This window comes from Leclercia sp. Marseille-Q4284, from assembly GCF_916618945.1.
Lineage (GTDB): Bacteria > Pseudomonadota > Gammaproteobacteria > Enterobacterales > Enterobacteriaceae > Enterobacter > Enterobacter tamurae.
Genome location: NZ_CAKAKG010000002.1, coordinates 843555 through 857379, shown reverse-complemented (window position 1 = coordinate 857379; position 13825 = coordinate 843555). Strand labels below are relative to the sequence as shown.

Genomic DNA, 13825 nt, shown 5'->3' with positions numbered 1-13825 from the left:
CCCCTTTCTTGCCGTGTTTTTTGAGCGGAATCGCGTTAGCATGAACCCAGACTCATTCCAACCGGGGATCCCATGGCTATCAAACTCATTGCAATCGATATGGACGGCACGCTGCTGCTGCCAGATCACACCATCTCTCCTGCCGTTAAAGACGCGATTGCCGCAGCCCGTGCGAAAGGCGTGAGCGTGGTGCTGTGCACCGGTCGCCCGTACGCAGGCGTTCACAGCTACCTGAAAGAGCTGCACATGAATGAACCGGGTGATTACTGCATTACCTACAATGGCGCGCTGGTGCAGAAAGCGGCCGATGGCAGCACGGTGGCGCAAACGGCGCTGAGCTATGACGATTACCGCTATCTGGAACAACTCTCCCGCGACGTGGGCTCGCACTTCCACGCCCTCGACCGCAACACGCTTTACACCGCCAACCGCGATATCAGCTACTACACGGTGCATGAATCCTTTGTTGCCACCATTCCGCTGGTATTCTGCGAAGCGGAGAAGATGGACCCGGCTACCCAGTTCCTGAAAGTGATGATGATTGATGAGCCTGCCATTCTGGATCAGGCCATTGCCCGCATCCCGGCAGAGGTGAAAGAGAAATACACCGTGCTGAAAAGTGCGCCGTACTTCCTCGAAATCCTCGATAAACGCGTCAATAAAGGTACCGGCGTGAAGTCGCTGGCCGACACGCTGGGGATCAAACCGGAAGAGATCATGACTCTGGGCGATCAGGAAAACGACATTGCGATGCTGGAATATGCTGGCTTAGGCGTGGCGATGGAGAATGCGATCCCGTCGGTGAAAGAGGTGGCGAATTTCGTGACCAAATCCAACCTCGAAGACGGCGTGGCGTACGCTATTGAGAAGTTTGTCCTGAATTAGAGCCCGGTAAAACCCACACTTCCTGACCCGCACCCTGTGCGGGTTTTTTTATCCCCGCAGGAACCTTTCTTTAACATTCCTTTCACTGATTGTTCTTTTTGTGATCCAGATTGTAGTACAACACAATGTGATTGTACTACATTACGACCACGGCAATGACGAATGGCATCACGTTTGTACTGCAAAATTGAGGCGAAATTCAGCGGTCGCGGTAAAGTAGTGATGGACATACAGAGCACAAGGACTCTCCATGACTCTTAATAAAACCGATCGCATCGTCATTACGTTGGGCACTCAGATTGTGGGTGGCAAGTACGTTCCCGGTTCGCCGCTCCCTGCAGAGGCGGAACTGTGTGAGGAGTTTGAAACCTCGCGCAACATCATCCGGGAAGTGTTCCGCTCGCTGATGGCGAAGCGGCTGATTGAAATGAAGCGTTATCGCGGCGCCTTTATCGCCCCGCGAAACCAGTGGAACTACCTCGATACCGACGTTCTGCAGTGGGTACTGGAAAACGACTACGACCCACGGCTGATCGGCGCGATGAGCGAGGTGCGAAATCTGGTAGAGCCAGCCATCGCCCGCTGGGCGGCGGAACGCGCAACCTCAGGCGACCTGGCGCAGATTGAGTCGGCCCTGAACGACATGATCGCCAACAACCAGGACCGGGATGCCTTTAACGAGGCGGATATCCGTTACCACGAGGCGGTGCTGCAGTCGGTGCATAACCCGGTGCTACAGCAGTTGAGCGTGGCGATCAGCTCGCTACAGCGAGCAGTATTTGAACGAACCTGGATGGGTGATGAGGCCAACATGCCGAAGACGCTCCAGGAACATAAAGCGCTGTTCGATGCGATACGGCATCAGGACAGCGATGCGGCAGAGCAGGCGGCGCTGACCATGATCGCCAGCTCAACACGAAGGTTGAAGGAAATCACATGACATCTCGCTACATCGCAATTGACTGGGGATCAACCAATCTGCGCGCCTGGCTGTATCAGGGCGAGCAGTGCCTGGAGAGCAGGCAATCAGAAGCAGGCGTCACGCGTCTGAACGGTAAATCCCCCGAGGCGGTGTTAGCAGAGGTGACACAAAACTGGCGAGACGGCGCCACGCCGGTGGTGATGGCGGGAATGGTCGGCAGCAACGTGGGCTGGAAGGTAGCCCCTTATCTGCCGGTTCCTGCTCATTTCTCTGCCATTGGCGAGCAGTTAACGTCCGTTGGCGACAATGTCTGGATTATTCCCGGCTTGTGCGTTTCTCGCGACGATAACCACAACGTGATGCGCGGTGAAGAGACCCAACTGCTCGGCGCCCGCACGATCTCTCCCTCTTCTGTCTACGTGATGCCTGGTACGCACTGCAAATGGGTGCAGGCCGATGCTCAGCAGATCCACGATTTTCGCACCGTGATGACCGGCGAACTGCACCATCTGCTGCTTAAGCATTCGCTGGTGGGTGCCGGTTTACCTGAGCAGGCCACCTCCCCAGAGGTGTTTGCCGCCGGGCTTGAGCGCGGGATCGCTTCCCCCGCCGTTTTGCCGCAGCTTTTTGAGGTTCGCGCCTCGCACGTGCTGGGAACGCTTCCCCGCGAGCAGGTCAGCGAATTTTTATCGGGCCTGCTGATTGGCGCAGAAGTCGCCACCCTGAGCGAACAGTTCGCCGGGCAGCAGTCCATCACCCTCGTCGCGGGTTCATCGCTGACTTCACGTTACCGCCAGGCGTTCCACGCCATCGGGCGCGACGTGGCGGCGGTAGAAGGCGACACGGCATTTCAGGCTGGAATAAGGAGCATCGCTCATGCAGTGGCAAACTAATCTTCCCCTTATCGCAATCCTGCGCGGCATCACCCCTGACGAGGCCTTAGCCCACGTTGGCGCGGTAATTGACGCCGGATTCGACGCGGTGGAAATCCCGCTCAACTCCCCGGAGTGGGAAAAAAGCATTCCGGCGGTGGTGGATGCCTTTGGCGACAGAGCGCTGATCGGCGCGGGAACAGTGCTGAAACCGGAGCAGGTGGATCAGCTGGCGAAGATGGGCTGCAAGCTTATCGTCACGCCCAATATCAACCCCGAGGTGATCCGCCGTGCGGTGGGCTACGGTATGACCGTCTGCCCGGGATGCGCCACGGCAACAGAAGCCTTTACTGCCCTCGATGCGGGCGCACAGTCGCTCAAAATTTTCCCGTCTTCGGCCTTCGGCCCGGATTACATCAAAGCGCTGAAGGCGGTCTTACCCGCCAGCGTGCCGGTCTTTGCGGTGGGCGGCGTCACACCAGAAAACCTTGCCCAGTGGATGAAAGCCGGTTGTGTCGGGGCGGGTCTTGGCAGCGATCTCTATCGCGCCGGGCAGTCCGTAGAACGTACCGCCCAGCAGGCGGCAGCATTTGTGAAAGCGTATCGAGAGGCAGTGAAATGAAAATTACCAAACTCACCACGTACCGTTTACCGCCGCGTTGGATGTTCCTGAAAATCGAAACCGACGAAGGGGTGGTTGGCTGGGGCGAACCGGTCATTGAAGGCCGCGCGCGCACCGTCGAAGCGGCGGTGCATGAGCTGGGCGAATACCTGATTGGCCAGGATCCGGCCCGCATTAACGACCTGTGGCAGGTGATGTACCGCGCGGGCTTCTACCGCGGCGGCCCGATCATGATGAGCGCCATCGCCGGTATCGACCAGGCGCTGTGGGATATCAAAGGCAAAGTGCTGAATGCCCCGGTCTGGCAGCTGATGGGTGGCCTGGTACGCGACAAAATTAAGGCCTACAGCTGGGTCGGCGGCGACCGTCCGGCAGAAGTGATCGACGGTATCAACAAGCTGCGCGGCATCGGGTTCGACACCTTTAAGCTCAACGGCTGCGAAGAGATGGGGATTATCGACAACTCGCGTGCGGTCGATCGCGCCGTGAATACCGTGGCGCAGATCCGCGAGGCCTTCGGCAACGAGATTGAGTTTGGTCTGGACTTCCACGGCCGCGTCAGCGCGCCGATGGCGAAAGTGCTGATCAAAGAGCTGGAGCAGTATCGTCCGCTGTTTATCGAGGAGCCGGTGCTGGCCGAGCAGGCGGAGTACTACCCGAAACTGGCGGAGCAGACCCATATTCCGATCGCAGCGGGCGAACGTATGTTCTCGCGCTTCGAGTTTAAGCGTGTGCTGGAGGCAGGCGGTATTGCGATCCTGCAGCCGGATCTCTCCCACGCGGGCGGCATCACCGAATGCTACAAAATCGCCGGGATGGCAGAAGCCTACGACGTGGCGCTGGCGCCGCACTGCCCACTGGGGCCGATTGCGCTGGCCGCCTGTCTGCATGTGGACTTCGTCTCACGCAATGCCGTGTTCCAGGAACAGAGCATGGGTATTCACTACAACAAGGGCGCGGAGCTGCTCGACTTTGTGAAGAACAAAGAGGACTTCAACATGGAAGGCGGTTTCTTCAAACCGTTAACGAAGCCGGGCCTTGGCGTGGAGATCGACGAAGCCAAAGTCATTGAGCTGAGTAAAAATGCGCCGGACTGGCGTAACCCGTTATGGCGTCATGAAGACGGCAGTGTAGCGGAGTGGTGATCACCACCCCGTAGGCCCGGTAAGCGTAGCGCCACCGGGCAAAATTCTCACAGATAAAAATATAACCCTCTGTAAATTACAGGGCATGGTGAGCGGCTTCGCTATGCCCAAAATCTGGAGACAGATTGCGATGGATATTCCAGTTACTGCTACAAAAACCGGGCGTCGCCGTTACCTGACGCTGATGATGATCTTTATTACCGTGGTCATCTGTTATGTCGACCGTGCCAACCTGGCCGTGGCTTCGGCCCATATCCAGGAAGAGTTTGGCATCACCAAAGCGGAGATGGGTTACGTCTTCTCGGCCTTTGCCTGGCTCTATACGCTGTGCCAGATCCCGGGCGGCTGGTTCCTCGACCGCGTCGGCTCGCGCCTGACCTACTTTATCGCCATTTTCGGCTGGTCCGTGGCGACGCTGTTCCAGGGTTTTGCCACCGGCTTAATGTCGCTGATTGGCCTGCGCGCTATCACCGGGATTTTCGAAGCCCCGGCATTCCCGACCAACAACCGTATGGTGACCAGTTGGTTCCCGGAGCAGGAGCGTGCCTCTGCGGTTGGGTTCTATACCTCCGGGCAGTTTGTCGGTCTGGCATTCCTGACTCCGCTGCTGATCTGGATCCAGGAGCTGCTGAGCTGGCACTGGGTGTTTATTGTCACCGGCGGGATCGGCATTATCTGGTCGTTTATCTGGATTAAGGTCTACCAGCCACCGCGCCTGACCAAAAGCATCACCAAAGCCGAGCTGGATTACATCCGTGACGGCGGTGGGCTGGTGGATGGCGATGCACCGGTGAAAAAAGAGGCCCGTCAGCCGCTGACCAAAGCTGACTGGAAGCTGGTGTTCCACCGTAAGCTGGTGGGCGTTTACCTGGGGCAGTTTGCGGTGACCTCGACGCTGTGGTTCTTCCTCACCTGGTTCCCGAACTACCTGACCCAGGAGAAAGGCATTACCGCGCTGAAGGCGGGCTTTATGACCACGGTGCCGTTCCTCGCAGCCTTCTTTGGCGTGCTGCTCTCCGGCTGGCTGGCGGATAAGCTGGTGAAAAAAGGCTACTCCCTGGGTATTGCGCGTAAAACGCCGATCATCTGCGGTCTGCTGATCTCCACCTGCATCATGGGCGCGAACTACACCAATGATCCGGTGTGGATTATGACCCTGATGGCGGTTGCCTTCTTTGGTAACGGCTTCGCCTCTATCACCTGGTCGCTGGTGTCGTCCCTGGCGCCGATGCGTCTGATCGGCCTGACCGGCGGGGTGTTTAACTTCGTTGGCGGTCTGGGCGGGATCACCGTACCGCTGGTGATCGGCTACCTGGCGCAAGACTACGGTTTCGGCCCGGCGCTGGTCTATATCTCAGCGGTGGCGCTGATCGGCGCGCTCTCCTACATCCTGCTGGTAGGCGACGTGAAACGGGTAGGCTAATCCCCGGCAATGCTATACCCTGATGCGACATCCGCGCATCAGGGTATCCTCATGAAACAAATCACTTTCGCTCCCCGCAACCATCAGCTCACCAACACCCGCACCTGGACCGCAGACAGCCAGTGGCTGGTCTTTGACGTTCGTCCTTCCGGGGCGTCCTTTACCGGCGAAACCATCGAGCGGGTTAATGTCGACACGGGTGAGGTGGAGGTGATTTATCGCGCCACAAACGGCGCGCATGTGGGGGTGGTGACCGTCCATCCTGCGGAAAATAAGTACCTCTTTATCCACGGCCCGCAACATCCTGATGCCCACTGGCAGTACGATTTTCACCACCGCCAGGGGGTGATTGCCGAACAGGGGCAGGTAAATAATCTCGATGCGATGGATATCACCGCGCCTTTCACGCCCGGCGCGCTGCGCGGCGGCAGCCATGTCCATGTGTATAGCCCGGACGGGCAGTACGTCAGCTTTACCTATAACGACCACGTGCTGCACGAGTACGATCCTAAGCTCGATTTACGTAACGTGGGCGTGGCTGCGCCCTTCGGCCCGGTCATCCCGCAGGGCGAGCACCCGCGCAACTATGCTGGCTCGTTCTGGAGCGTGCTGGTCAGCCGTACTACCCCAACGCCAAAACCTGGCAGCGACGAGATCAACCGCGCCTATGAAGAGGGTTGGGTCGGCAACAACCGGCTGGCCTTTATCGGCGACACCCTTGCCGCTGGCGGTGAAAAAGTACCGGAGCTGTTTATCGTTGATTTGCCGAAAGATGAGCAGGGCTGGAAACAGGCTGGCGATTTACCGCTTCAGGGCACGGCGGATCGTATGCCCGCGCCGCCTGCCGGGGTGGTGCAGCGCCGCTTAACCTTTACCCATAACCATCGCTATCCCGGGCTGGTGAACGTGCCGCGCCACTGGGTACGCAGCAACCCGCAGGCGACGCAAATCGCGTTCCTGATGCGTGACGATAAAGGCGTGGTGCAGCTGTGGCTGATCGCCCCGGAAGGGGGAGAGCCCCGCCAGCTCACCCATAACGACAGCGATATCCAGTCGGCATTTAACTGGCATCCGGCGGGCCATTCACTGGGGTTTGTGCTGGAAAATCGTATTGCCTGCTGTGATGCCGCTTCGGGTGCGGTGACGTTTTTGACGTCCGATCACGGCAATCCGCCGTCCGGGGATGCGGTAGTTTACTCGCCTGACGGGCGCTATCTGGCCTGGATGGAGGAGGTCAACGGCTTCCGTCAGCTATGGGTAACAGAAACCGGGTGCTAATCAGCGCGAGGGCATCTCGGCGGGCGGGATGACGGCGTTGGTCGCCAGCGTCTTCTCCTCGCTTTGCTCCACGCGGGAGCGAACGGATTTATCCGTGCGGAAGAGATCCCACGGCAGCAGTAGGGTATCGATAACAGCAGTAAACGGCATATCCAGCACCACCAGCGATTTAGTGCCCCAGTTGGTGTCGTCATCCGCCAGCATGTTCGCGCTGGCGCGCGTCCCGGGATACGTTCCTTCTTTACCGCCGGTGTGAGACATCACGCTCGAACACCCGCAAAGCAAAACTATCGCGCTGAACATTGTCAGCTTTATCAGAACATTTTTCATTATCAGTCAGTCATCATCAATGGCCCAGTACAGACCCGCAACCGGGTTTATAACGGTCCACTCTTAAAATGAATAGTTGAAAAGTACCGCTCTGTGGTACCTATCGCATTTTAACCTTCCGTGCTGTAGTCCCAGTCTATTCCAGTACCCGCAAAGTGCAAAAAATTCTCACCGGGTTGCTCTTGAAAAGAACGGAAGCAGACCCATTTTAAGAGAGTATCAATGAACAAACGTGCCTGAGGGGCGTTTGGGATACCCCAGCCTGTCCACCGTGGAAGGCGACAATTCTTGCTGATTTCAGGAGTATTAACTGTATGCGTAACTTTGATCTTTCTCCGCTTTATCGTTCAGCCATTGGCTTCGATCGTCTGTTCAATCATTTAGAAAACAACCAAAGCCAGAGCAATGGCTACCCTCCATACAATGTTGAACTGGTTGACGAAAACCACTATCGCATCGCGATTGCCGTGGCCGGTTTTGCTGAAAGCGAACTGGAGATCACCGCGCAGGACAACCTGCTGGTGGTGAAAGGCGCGCATGCGGGCGAGCAGAAAGAACGTACCTACCTCTATCAGGGCATCGCGGAACGTAACTTTGAACGTAAGTTCCAGTTAGCTGAGAACATCCACGTTCACGGCGCGAACCTGGTTAATGGCCTGCTGTATATCGATCTGGAACGTGTAATTCCGGAAGCGAATAAACCGCGCCGTATCGAAATTAATTAATTATTCGGGTCGCTGCGGCGGCCCATACCGGAATGCTTGCCGATATCGGGAGCATATGCGAATCGATAAAGATTTGCAGGAACAACTGCGCACAAAATTAAACTGTGCCGAACTCGCTTCTCAGAAGGAGATTTAGTATGCGTAACTACGATTTATCCCCGCTGCTGCGTCAGTGGATCGGTTTTGACAAACTGGCTACCGCGCTGCAAAGCACCACCGAAAGCCAGACCTTCCCGCCGTATAACATCGAAAAGAGCGACGATAACCACTATCGCATTACGCTCGCGGTGGCGGGATTCAGCCAGGATAACCTCGATATCCAGCTGGAAGGCACGCGCTTGACGGTGAAAGGCACGCCGGAAAAACCGGAGACCGAAACCAAATGGCTGCATCAGGGGCTGGTGACTCAGCCGTTCAGCCTGAGCTTTACCCTCGCTGAACATATGGAAGTGACGGGTGCTACCTTCACTAACGGGCTGCTGCATATCGATATCACCCGCAACGTGCCGGAGGCCATTGCCCCGCAGCGGATCGCCATCAGCGAACGCCCGGCCTTGAACAGTTAATGGTGTTGCGTGCCCGGCGGCGCTGCGCTTGCACGGGCCTACGGGTTTGATGCCCTCGCAAACACTAAAAACGGTCACCTTCGGGTGACCGTTTTGCTTTTACCTCCGTTTTTTTGTGCGCCATCGCCCATACAACCCGCCTGTGCTCTGCGAAAATCCCTTGTAATAATAATGTTATTCACAGGGATGCCGTTATGAGTGATATAGCGTTAACGGTCAGTATTCTGGCATTGGTTGCGGTGGTCGGGCTGTGGATAGGCAATGTCAAAATCCGCGGCGTTGGGTTCGGCATTGGCGGCGTGCTGTTTGGCGGGATATTTGTCGGCCACTTTGCCGATCAGCTGGGCATCACGCTTAGCGCGCAAATGCTGCATTTCATTCAGGAATTTGGCCTGATCCTCTTCGTCTACACCATCGGCATTCAGGTCGGGCCCGGCTTTTTCGCCTCGCTGCGCGTCTCGGGCCTGCGCCTCAACCTTTTTGCGATGGGGATTGTGGTGATGGGCGGGCTGGTCACCGCCCTGCTGCATAAACTCTTCGCCATCCCGCTGCCGGTGGTGCTGGGCATATTCTCCGGGGCGGTCACCAACACCCCGGCACTGGGGGCCGGACAGCAAATTCTGCGCGATCTGGGGATTGAACCCGGCATCGTGGATCAGATGGGCATGAGCTACGCCATGGCCTACCCGTTCGGCATCTGCGGCATTCTGCTCACCATGTGGCTGATGCGCGTTCTGTTTCGCATCATCGTCGAGCAGGAAGCCCGGGAGCACGAATCCACCCTTACCCAGGGGCAGGCGCTGATTAAAACCATCAACATCCGCGTCGATAACCCCAATCTCAACAACCTGGCGATCCAGGATGTGCCGATCCTCAACAGCGCCAACATTATCTGTTCCCGTCTGAAGCGCGAGCAGACCCTGATGGTGCCGCTGCCCGGAACGGTGCTCCAGACCGGCGACCTGCTGCATCTGGTCGGCCAACCGGTGGATCTGCACAACGCCCAACTGGTGATTGGTCAGGAGGTCGACACCTCGCTCTCCACCCGCGGCACCGATATGCGCGTCGAGCGGGTGGTGGTCACTAACGAACGGGTATTGGGCAAGAAAATCCGCGATTTGCAGGCAAAAGAGCGTTACGACGTGGTGATCTCGCGCCTGAACCGCGCCGGGGTTGAGCTGGTGGCCAGCCCGGAGGGCAGCCTGCAGTTTGGTGATATCCTCAACCTCGTCGGGCGTCCGGCCTCCATTGATGCCGTGGCCAATATCGTGGGCAACGCGCAGCAAAAACTGCAGCAGGTGCAGATGCTGCCGGTGTTTATCGGCATCGGTCTCGGGGTGCTGCTCGGTTCCATCCCGCTGTACGTGCCGGGATTCCCGGTGGCGCTCAAGCTGGGGCTGGCAGGCGGGCCGCTGATTATGGCCCTGATCCTCGGGCGTATCGGCTGCGTGGGTAAGCTCTACTGGTTTATGCCTCCGAGCGCCAACCTTGCCCTGCGCGAGCTGGGGATTGTCCTGTTTCTGGCGGTGGTGGGGCTAAAATCGGGTGGGGATTTCGTCGGGACGCTGACCCGAGGCGACGGGGTTAGCTGGATTGGCTATGGCATTCTTATTACCGCCGTCCCGCTGATTACGATGGGCATTCTGGCGCGGCTGTTGGCGAAGATGAACTACCTGACCCTGTGTGGCATGCTGGCCGGCTCGATGACCGATCCCCCGGCGCTGGCCTTTGCCAACAACCTGCATGCCACCAGCGGGGCGGCGGCGCTCTCCTACGCCACGGTCTACCCGCTGGTGATGTTTATGCGCATTATCACACCGCAGCTGTTGGCGGTGCTGTTCTGGGGGATGGGTTAACTCTCTAACCCTAATCGGGCGAACTGCTCTGCCGGGGCGTCGCTCTCCTGCAGGAGACGCACCAGCAGGGCGATCATCCGCGCTTCGATGGCTTGATCGTCAATCGGGCACTGCTGGTGTGGATCGGTATGTAAATCGAACAGCAGATTGCCGACGCGATTCACCCCCGGGTATTTTTCCTGCGCCGGAATACGCAGCGTTTTAACCCCTTTGGTAAAGCGGAAGGGCGGCGCCAGGGCAATCGACTCCAGCTCCTCCGGGGTAAAGCGGGTGTTCATCTTGATCGGCATCAGGGTGTAGTTGGCGATGTCATTTTCCCGCCCGGGCAGCGCGGCGCGCATGTAGACATAGCGCCCGTCCGTGACGTTGACATGGCCGCTGAAAACCCCGAACAGGGCCGCATCACGCACCGGGGTGTCATCCTCCAGGATGCGGGCTAATGGACGACCCTGAACATCGGGCGGGATCGGCTGGTTGAAGAACTCCAGCAGCGTGGGCGCCCAGTCAATCATCTGCACCAGCGCATCGCGCTGCACCCCCTGATGTCCGCTGCGCGGATCCCAGATAAACAGCGGGTTATTCGCCACCTCGTTGTAATAGGGCATCTGGTTTTTCGCCCACCAGCCATGCTCCCCGAGCAGAAAGCCGTGATCGGTCCCGACAATCAACATCGTATCGCGCCACAAATCGTGGCGGTCCATCAGGTCGAGAATACGGCCCAGGTTGCGATCGCACATGGAGACCAGGGCACGATAGCGGCAGCGAATATGCTCTACCGCCTCCGGGCTCTCCTCCACCTTGCCGCGCGGCCAGTCGTAATGCGGCCCGTCCCAGGGATCCTGATATAACGCGAGATACTCCTCGGTGGTGTAAAACGGCTCGTGCGGGTCGAAGGTCTCCACCTGCAACAGCCAGCTGTCCTGCTGATGGTTGTTGTCGATGAACTCGCATCCGGCGTTAAAGACCCGGGTTTGCGGGAAATCCGCTTCCTGCTGAATGTATTCGCGGTTAACCCAGTCATGTCGCCATAGCCCCGAGACTCCACCGCCGGTTTGCTTCTGCGGCACCCGCAGCACCTCCGGGATCGCCGGGTCGGCGACGCTGCCTTTCCAGTGATCCCCCTCCTGGCCACGGATGATTTCCCATGAACTGTAGCGGTTATGGTAGTTGCCGCCGCCGTCCTCCCAGTAATGCAGATGGTCGCTGATCAGGTGGGTATAGACGCCCGCTTTTTTCAGTAGCTCCGGCATGGAGTCGTCAAATGGCTCCAGCGGCCCCCACTCCCGGTGCAAGAAATTATACCGGCCGGTGTGCAGCTCCCGGCGGGCGGGCATGCAGGGCATACTGCCGACATAGCTGTTGTTGAAGGTGGCGCAGCGGGCCGCCAGGCGCTGGAAGTTGGGTGCCTGAGTGATCATATCCCCGTAAGGCGGCAGATAGTGTTTATTCAGGCTGTCGAAGAGCAGAATGATCGCTTTCATCGTCGCTCCTTAACGGGCCTGAATCAGGTGCGGGAAATGCTCTTCAATCACCGCGTAGATCTGCTTCCCGATGGTCTCGCCGTCCATAATATTTTCGATGGGGATCAGATACTGCCCGTGGCGCGGATCGAGGCTCACCACGTCGATGAGCTTTTTCGAAATGGCGTAAATATCGGCCCAGTCGGTAAACCCACCAACCTCGCCTGCGGCGGTATGCTCCATGTCGAAATTAATGTCATATTTCGCTAACGCTTTTTTCACCACCGTCTGCAACATCACGCTACTGCCGACACCGTAGCCGCAAACAAACAGAATATTAATTTTGTCTTTCATGACGATATCCTTTTCACAATGAGATGATTTAGCCCGCGTAAGGCCCGAGATGGAACGTTGAAGCAATAAACTTAAGCACTTCACAAATGGCAGGCCATAAGGTCGCCCAGTCGAAAATACCGGTCCAGCCCACCCCTTCGGCTGCCAGCCCGGTTAAGGGAATAGCCCATACGGTGCCGAAGGTCTGAATAATCCCCAGCAGGAAGGTGCAAATAATTACGGCGCGATAACCGCCCAGCCGGTTGGCTAATACCCCAATCGGGCCGCCCGAGAAAAATAACGGCACAAAACCCGGGAGTACCATAATAGGGCTGTTAGTAATAAGCAGAATACCCATCGAGAATATGGTGCCAAAGGTACAGAAGATAAATCCGAGGGTGGCGGCATTCGGGGAGAAGGGCAGTAATGCCGCGACATCGACAGCGGGAATCGCATCCGGAATTAAACGATCCTGCCAGCCTTTAAACGAGGCGTTAATTTCTCCGACCATCATGCGCACCCCCTGCAACAGGATCACCATATACATGGAGAACTGCAGGCCGAGGTTAATAATATAGATATACCAGGGCTTCCCTTTTGCCATCGCCTGAACGTTATCAATACCAGTGGTCAGCAAGAACCCGCCGACGAACAGCGTCATCACAATGGCGATGGAGGTGACGTTATGGTTAAAAATCGCCAGCCAGCCGGGCAGCTTCATGTTCTCGGCATCCTGCTTCTCGGCGTCGCCAAACAGGTGGGCGAATTTCGAGAAAAACCAGATCCCCAGCATCTGGTTATGGGCGATGGTAAAGCCCGCATTATTGGTGATTTTAGCGACCGGTTTGGCAATCAGGGTGGTGGCAAAGGCCCAGAACAAACCGGTTAATACCCCGGCGATAATAATCGACTGTACCCAGCCAAAGCCCAGCCAGAAGACGATCAGCCATAGCACCGCCTGGGAGTGAGACACCCCCGTATTACCGGTCAGGAAAATGCCTTTCACCTTTGTGTAGCGGCCAAACAGGACCAGCAGCAGGTTGGTAAAAAAGGCCAGTACAAACACATAACCGACAAAACCGAAATTATCCCCGAGCGCAATCTGGGTTGCCGCTTTCATGGCATACGAATCCATTAAATAACCATGGATACCGTAAGATTTGCTCACCGCATCGGCGACGGGCTTAAAGGTGGCTGAAAACTGAAACCCGCCAAAGAGCACCATCATTAATCCCACCATGGCGCTAACCATACCGGTAATAATTTTAATCGGCGATTTCTTATCGAGGGCATAACCCAGTCCCACCAGTAATCCAATTAAAATAGCGGGTTCGGTTAGAAAAGATTGTATTACTGAAATAAAGTCAGAAAACATAATGCAGTCAACCTCCGTGATATTCGCTTCCGG

General features: G+C 57.1%; 14 protein-coding genes. 10 read left to right on the top strand and 4 right to left on the bottom strand.

Going from position 1 to position 13825, the window contains the following annotated elements; all coding sequences use genetic code 11:
• The first annotated feature begins 72 nt into the window (after positions 1-72).
• The 7 genes from yidA to LG383_RS18790 all read left to right on the top strand — a co-directional run bounded on the left by yidA (position 73) and on the right by LG383_RS18790 (position 7147).
• Positions 73-885: a sugar-phosphatase gene (gene yidA / locus LG383_RS18820; protein WP_106995565.1), complete on the top strand. Its 813-nt coding sequence runs from the start codon at positions 73-75 to the stop codon at positions 883-885.
• Between the two features lie 250 nt (positions 886-1135).
• Entirely contained in the window at positions 1136-1825 is a 690-nt protein-coding gene (gene dgoR, locus LG383_RS18815) for a D-galactonate utilization transcriptional regulator DgoR (RefSeq protein WP_106995566.1), read from the top strand.
• Positions 1822-2700 carry a 2-dehydro-3-deoxygalactonokinase gene (locus LG383_RS18810; protein WP_225759911.1) on the top strand — a complete coding sequence of 293 codons (879 nt, stop codon included), beginning with the start codon at positions 1822-1824 and terminating at the stop codon, positions 2698-2700. The genes dgoR and LG383_RS18810 overlap by 4 nt, the downstream gene beginning before the upstream one ends.
• Entirely contained in the window at positions 2684-3301 is a 618-nt protein-coding gene (locus tag LG383_RS18805) for a 2-dehydro-3-deoxy-6-phosphogalactonate aldolase (RefSeq protein ID WP_225759910.1), read from the top strand. The genes LG383_RS18810 and LG383_RS18805 overlap by 17 nt, the downstream gene beginning before the upstream one ends.
• The gene (gene dgoD, locus LG383_RS18800) at positions 3298-4446 is read left to right on the top strand and encodes a galactonate dehydratase (RefSeq protein WP_103793431.1); all 1149 of its coding nucleotides are present in this window, start codon (positions 3298-3300) and stop codon (positions 4444-4446) included. The genes LG383_RS18805 and dgoD overlap by 4 nt, the downstream gene beginning before the upstream one ends.
• 85 nt (positions 4447-4531) lie before the next feature.
• Positions 4532-5869, top strand: a complete 1338-nt coding sequence (locus LG383_RS18795) for an MFS transporter (protein ID WP_181247324.1) — start codon at positions 4532-4534, stop codon at positions 5867-5869.
• Between the two features lie 51 nt (positions 5870-5920).
• On the top strand, positions 5921-7147 hold the full coding sequence (locus tag LG383_RS18790; protein ID WP_225759909.1) for a DUF3748 domain-containing protein: 1227 nt from the start codon (positions 5921-5923) through the stop codon (positions 7145-7147).
• On the opposite strand, the gene LG383_RS18785 is transcribed toward LG383_RS18790, so the two are convergent.
• Positions 7148-7480 (bottom strand): YceK/YidQ family lipoprotein, encoded by a 333-nt coding sequence (locus tag LG383_RS18785; protein WP_166185041.1) that lies wholly within the window; start codon positions 7478-7480, stop codon positions 7148-7150. It abuts the gene before it with no gap.
• A 311-nt stretch (positions 7481-7791) separates the two neighbouring features.
• Here LG383_RS18785 and ibpA point away from each other — a divergent pair, with 311 nt between their 5' ends.
• The 3 genes from ibpA (at position 7792) to LG383_RS18770 (ending at position 10624) form a co-directional block, all read left to right on the top strand.
• Complete coding sequence (ibpA, locus tag LG383_RS18780; protein ID WP_106995571.1) at positions 7792-8202, top strand: small heat shock chaperone IbpA; 411 nt, start codon at positions 7792-7794, stop codon at positions 8200-8202.
• Positions 8203-8339: 137 nt separating this feature from the next.
• Positions 8340-8768: a small heat shock chaperone IbpB gene (ibpB, locus tag LG383_RS18775; RefSeq protein ID WP_166181007.1), complete on the top strand. Its 429-nt coding sequence runs from the start codon at positions 8340-8342 to the stop codon at positions 8766-8768.
• A 194-nt stretch (positions 8769-8962) separates the two neighbouring features.
• Positions 8963-10624: a putative transporter gene (locus tag LG383_RS18770; RefSeq protein WP_225759908.1), complete on the top strand. Its 1662-nt coding sequence runs from the start codon at positions 8963-8965 to the stop codon at positions 10622-10624.
• Here the strand turns inward: LG383_RS18770 and LG383_RS18765 are convergent.
• From LG383_RS18765 to LG383_RS18755, 3 genes are read right to left on the bottom strand one after another with little or no spacing between them, the layout of a single operon-like run.
• Positions 10621-12105, bottom strand: a complete 1485-nt coding sequence (locus LG383_RS18765; protein WP_225759907.1) for a sulfatase — start codon at positions 12103-12105, stop codon at positions 10621-10623. The two genes, LG383_RS18770 and LG383_RS18765, sit on opposite strands and share 4 nt — an antisense overlap.
• 9 nt (positions 12106-12114) lie before the next feature.
• Positions 12115-12438 (bottom strand): PTS sugar transporter subunit IIB, encoded by a 324-nt coding sequence (locus tag LG383_RS18760; RefSeq protein WP_106995575.1) that lies wholly within the window; start codon positions 12436-12438, stop codon positions 12115-12117.
• A gap of 28 nt (positions 12439-12466) precedes the next feature.
• Positions 12467-13792, bottom strand: coding sequence for a PTS sugar transporter subunit IIC (locus LG383_RS18755; RefSeq protein WP_106995576.1), 1326 nt, complete (start codon positions 13790-13792; stop codon positions 12467-12469).
• Between the last annotated feature and the right edge of the window lie 33 nt (positions 13793-13825).

Coding starts and splice junctions, on each gene's coding strand:
- yidA (WP_106995565.1), top strand. CDS start 73: ATGGCTATCAAACTCATTGCAATCGATATGGACGGCACGCTGCTGCTG.
- dgoR (WP_106995566.1), top strand. CDS start 1,136: ATGACTCTTAATAAAACCGATCGCATCGTCATTACGTTGGGCACTCAG.
- LG383_RS18810 (WP_225759911.1), top strand. CDS start 1,822: ATGACATCTCGCTACATCGCAATTGACTGGGGATCAACCAATCTGCGC.
- LG383_RS18805 (WP_225759910.1), top strand. CDS start 2,684: ATGCAGTGGCAAACTAATCTTCCCCTTATCGCAATCCTGCGCGGCATC.
- dgoD (WP_103793431.1), top strand. CDS start 3,298: ATGAAAATTACCAAACTCACCACGTACCGTTTACCGCCGCGTTGGATG.
- LG383_RS18795 (WP_181247324.1), top strand. CDS start 4,532: ATGGTGAGCGGCTTCGCTATGCCCAAAATCTGGAGACAGATTGCGATG.
- LG383_RS18790 (WP_225759909.1), top strand. CDS start 5,921: ATGAAACAAATCACTTTCGCTCCCCGCAACCATCAGCTCACCAACACC.
- ibpA (WP_106995571.1), top strand. CDS start 7,792: ATGCGTAACTTTGATCTTTCTCCGCTTTATCGTTCAGCCATTGGCTTC.
- ibpB (WP_166181007.1), top strand. CDS start 8,340: ATGCGTAACTACGATTTATCCCCGCTGCTGCGTCAGTGGATCGGTTTT.
- LG383_RS18770 (WP_225759908.1), top strand. CDS start 8,963: ATGAGTGATATAGCGTTAACGGTCAGTATTCTGGCATTGGTTGCGGTG.
- LG383_RS18765 (WP_225759907.1), bottom strand. CDS start 12,105: ATGAAAGCGATCATTCTGCTCTTCGACAGCCTGAATAAACACTATCTG.
- LG383_RS18760 (WP_106995575.1), bottom strand. CDS start 12,438: ATGAAAGACAAAATTAATATTCTGTTTGTTTGCGGCTACGGTGTCGGC.
- LG383_RS18755 (WP_106995576.1), bottom strand. CDS start 13,792: ATGTTTTCTGACTTTATTTCAGTAATACAATCTTTTCTAACCGAACCC.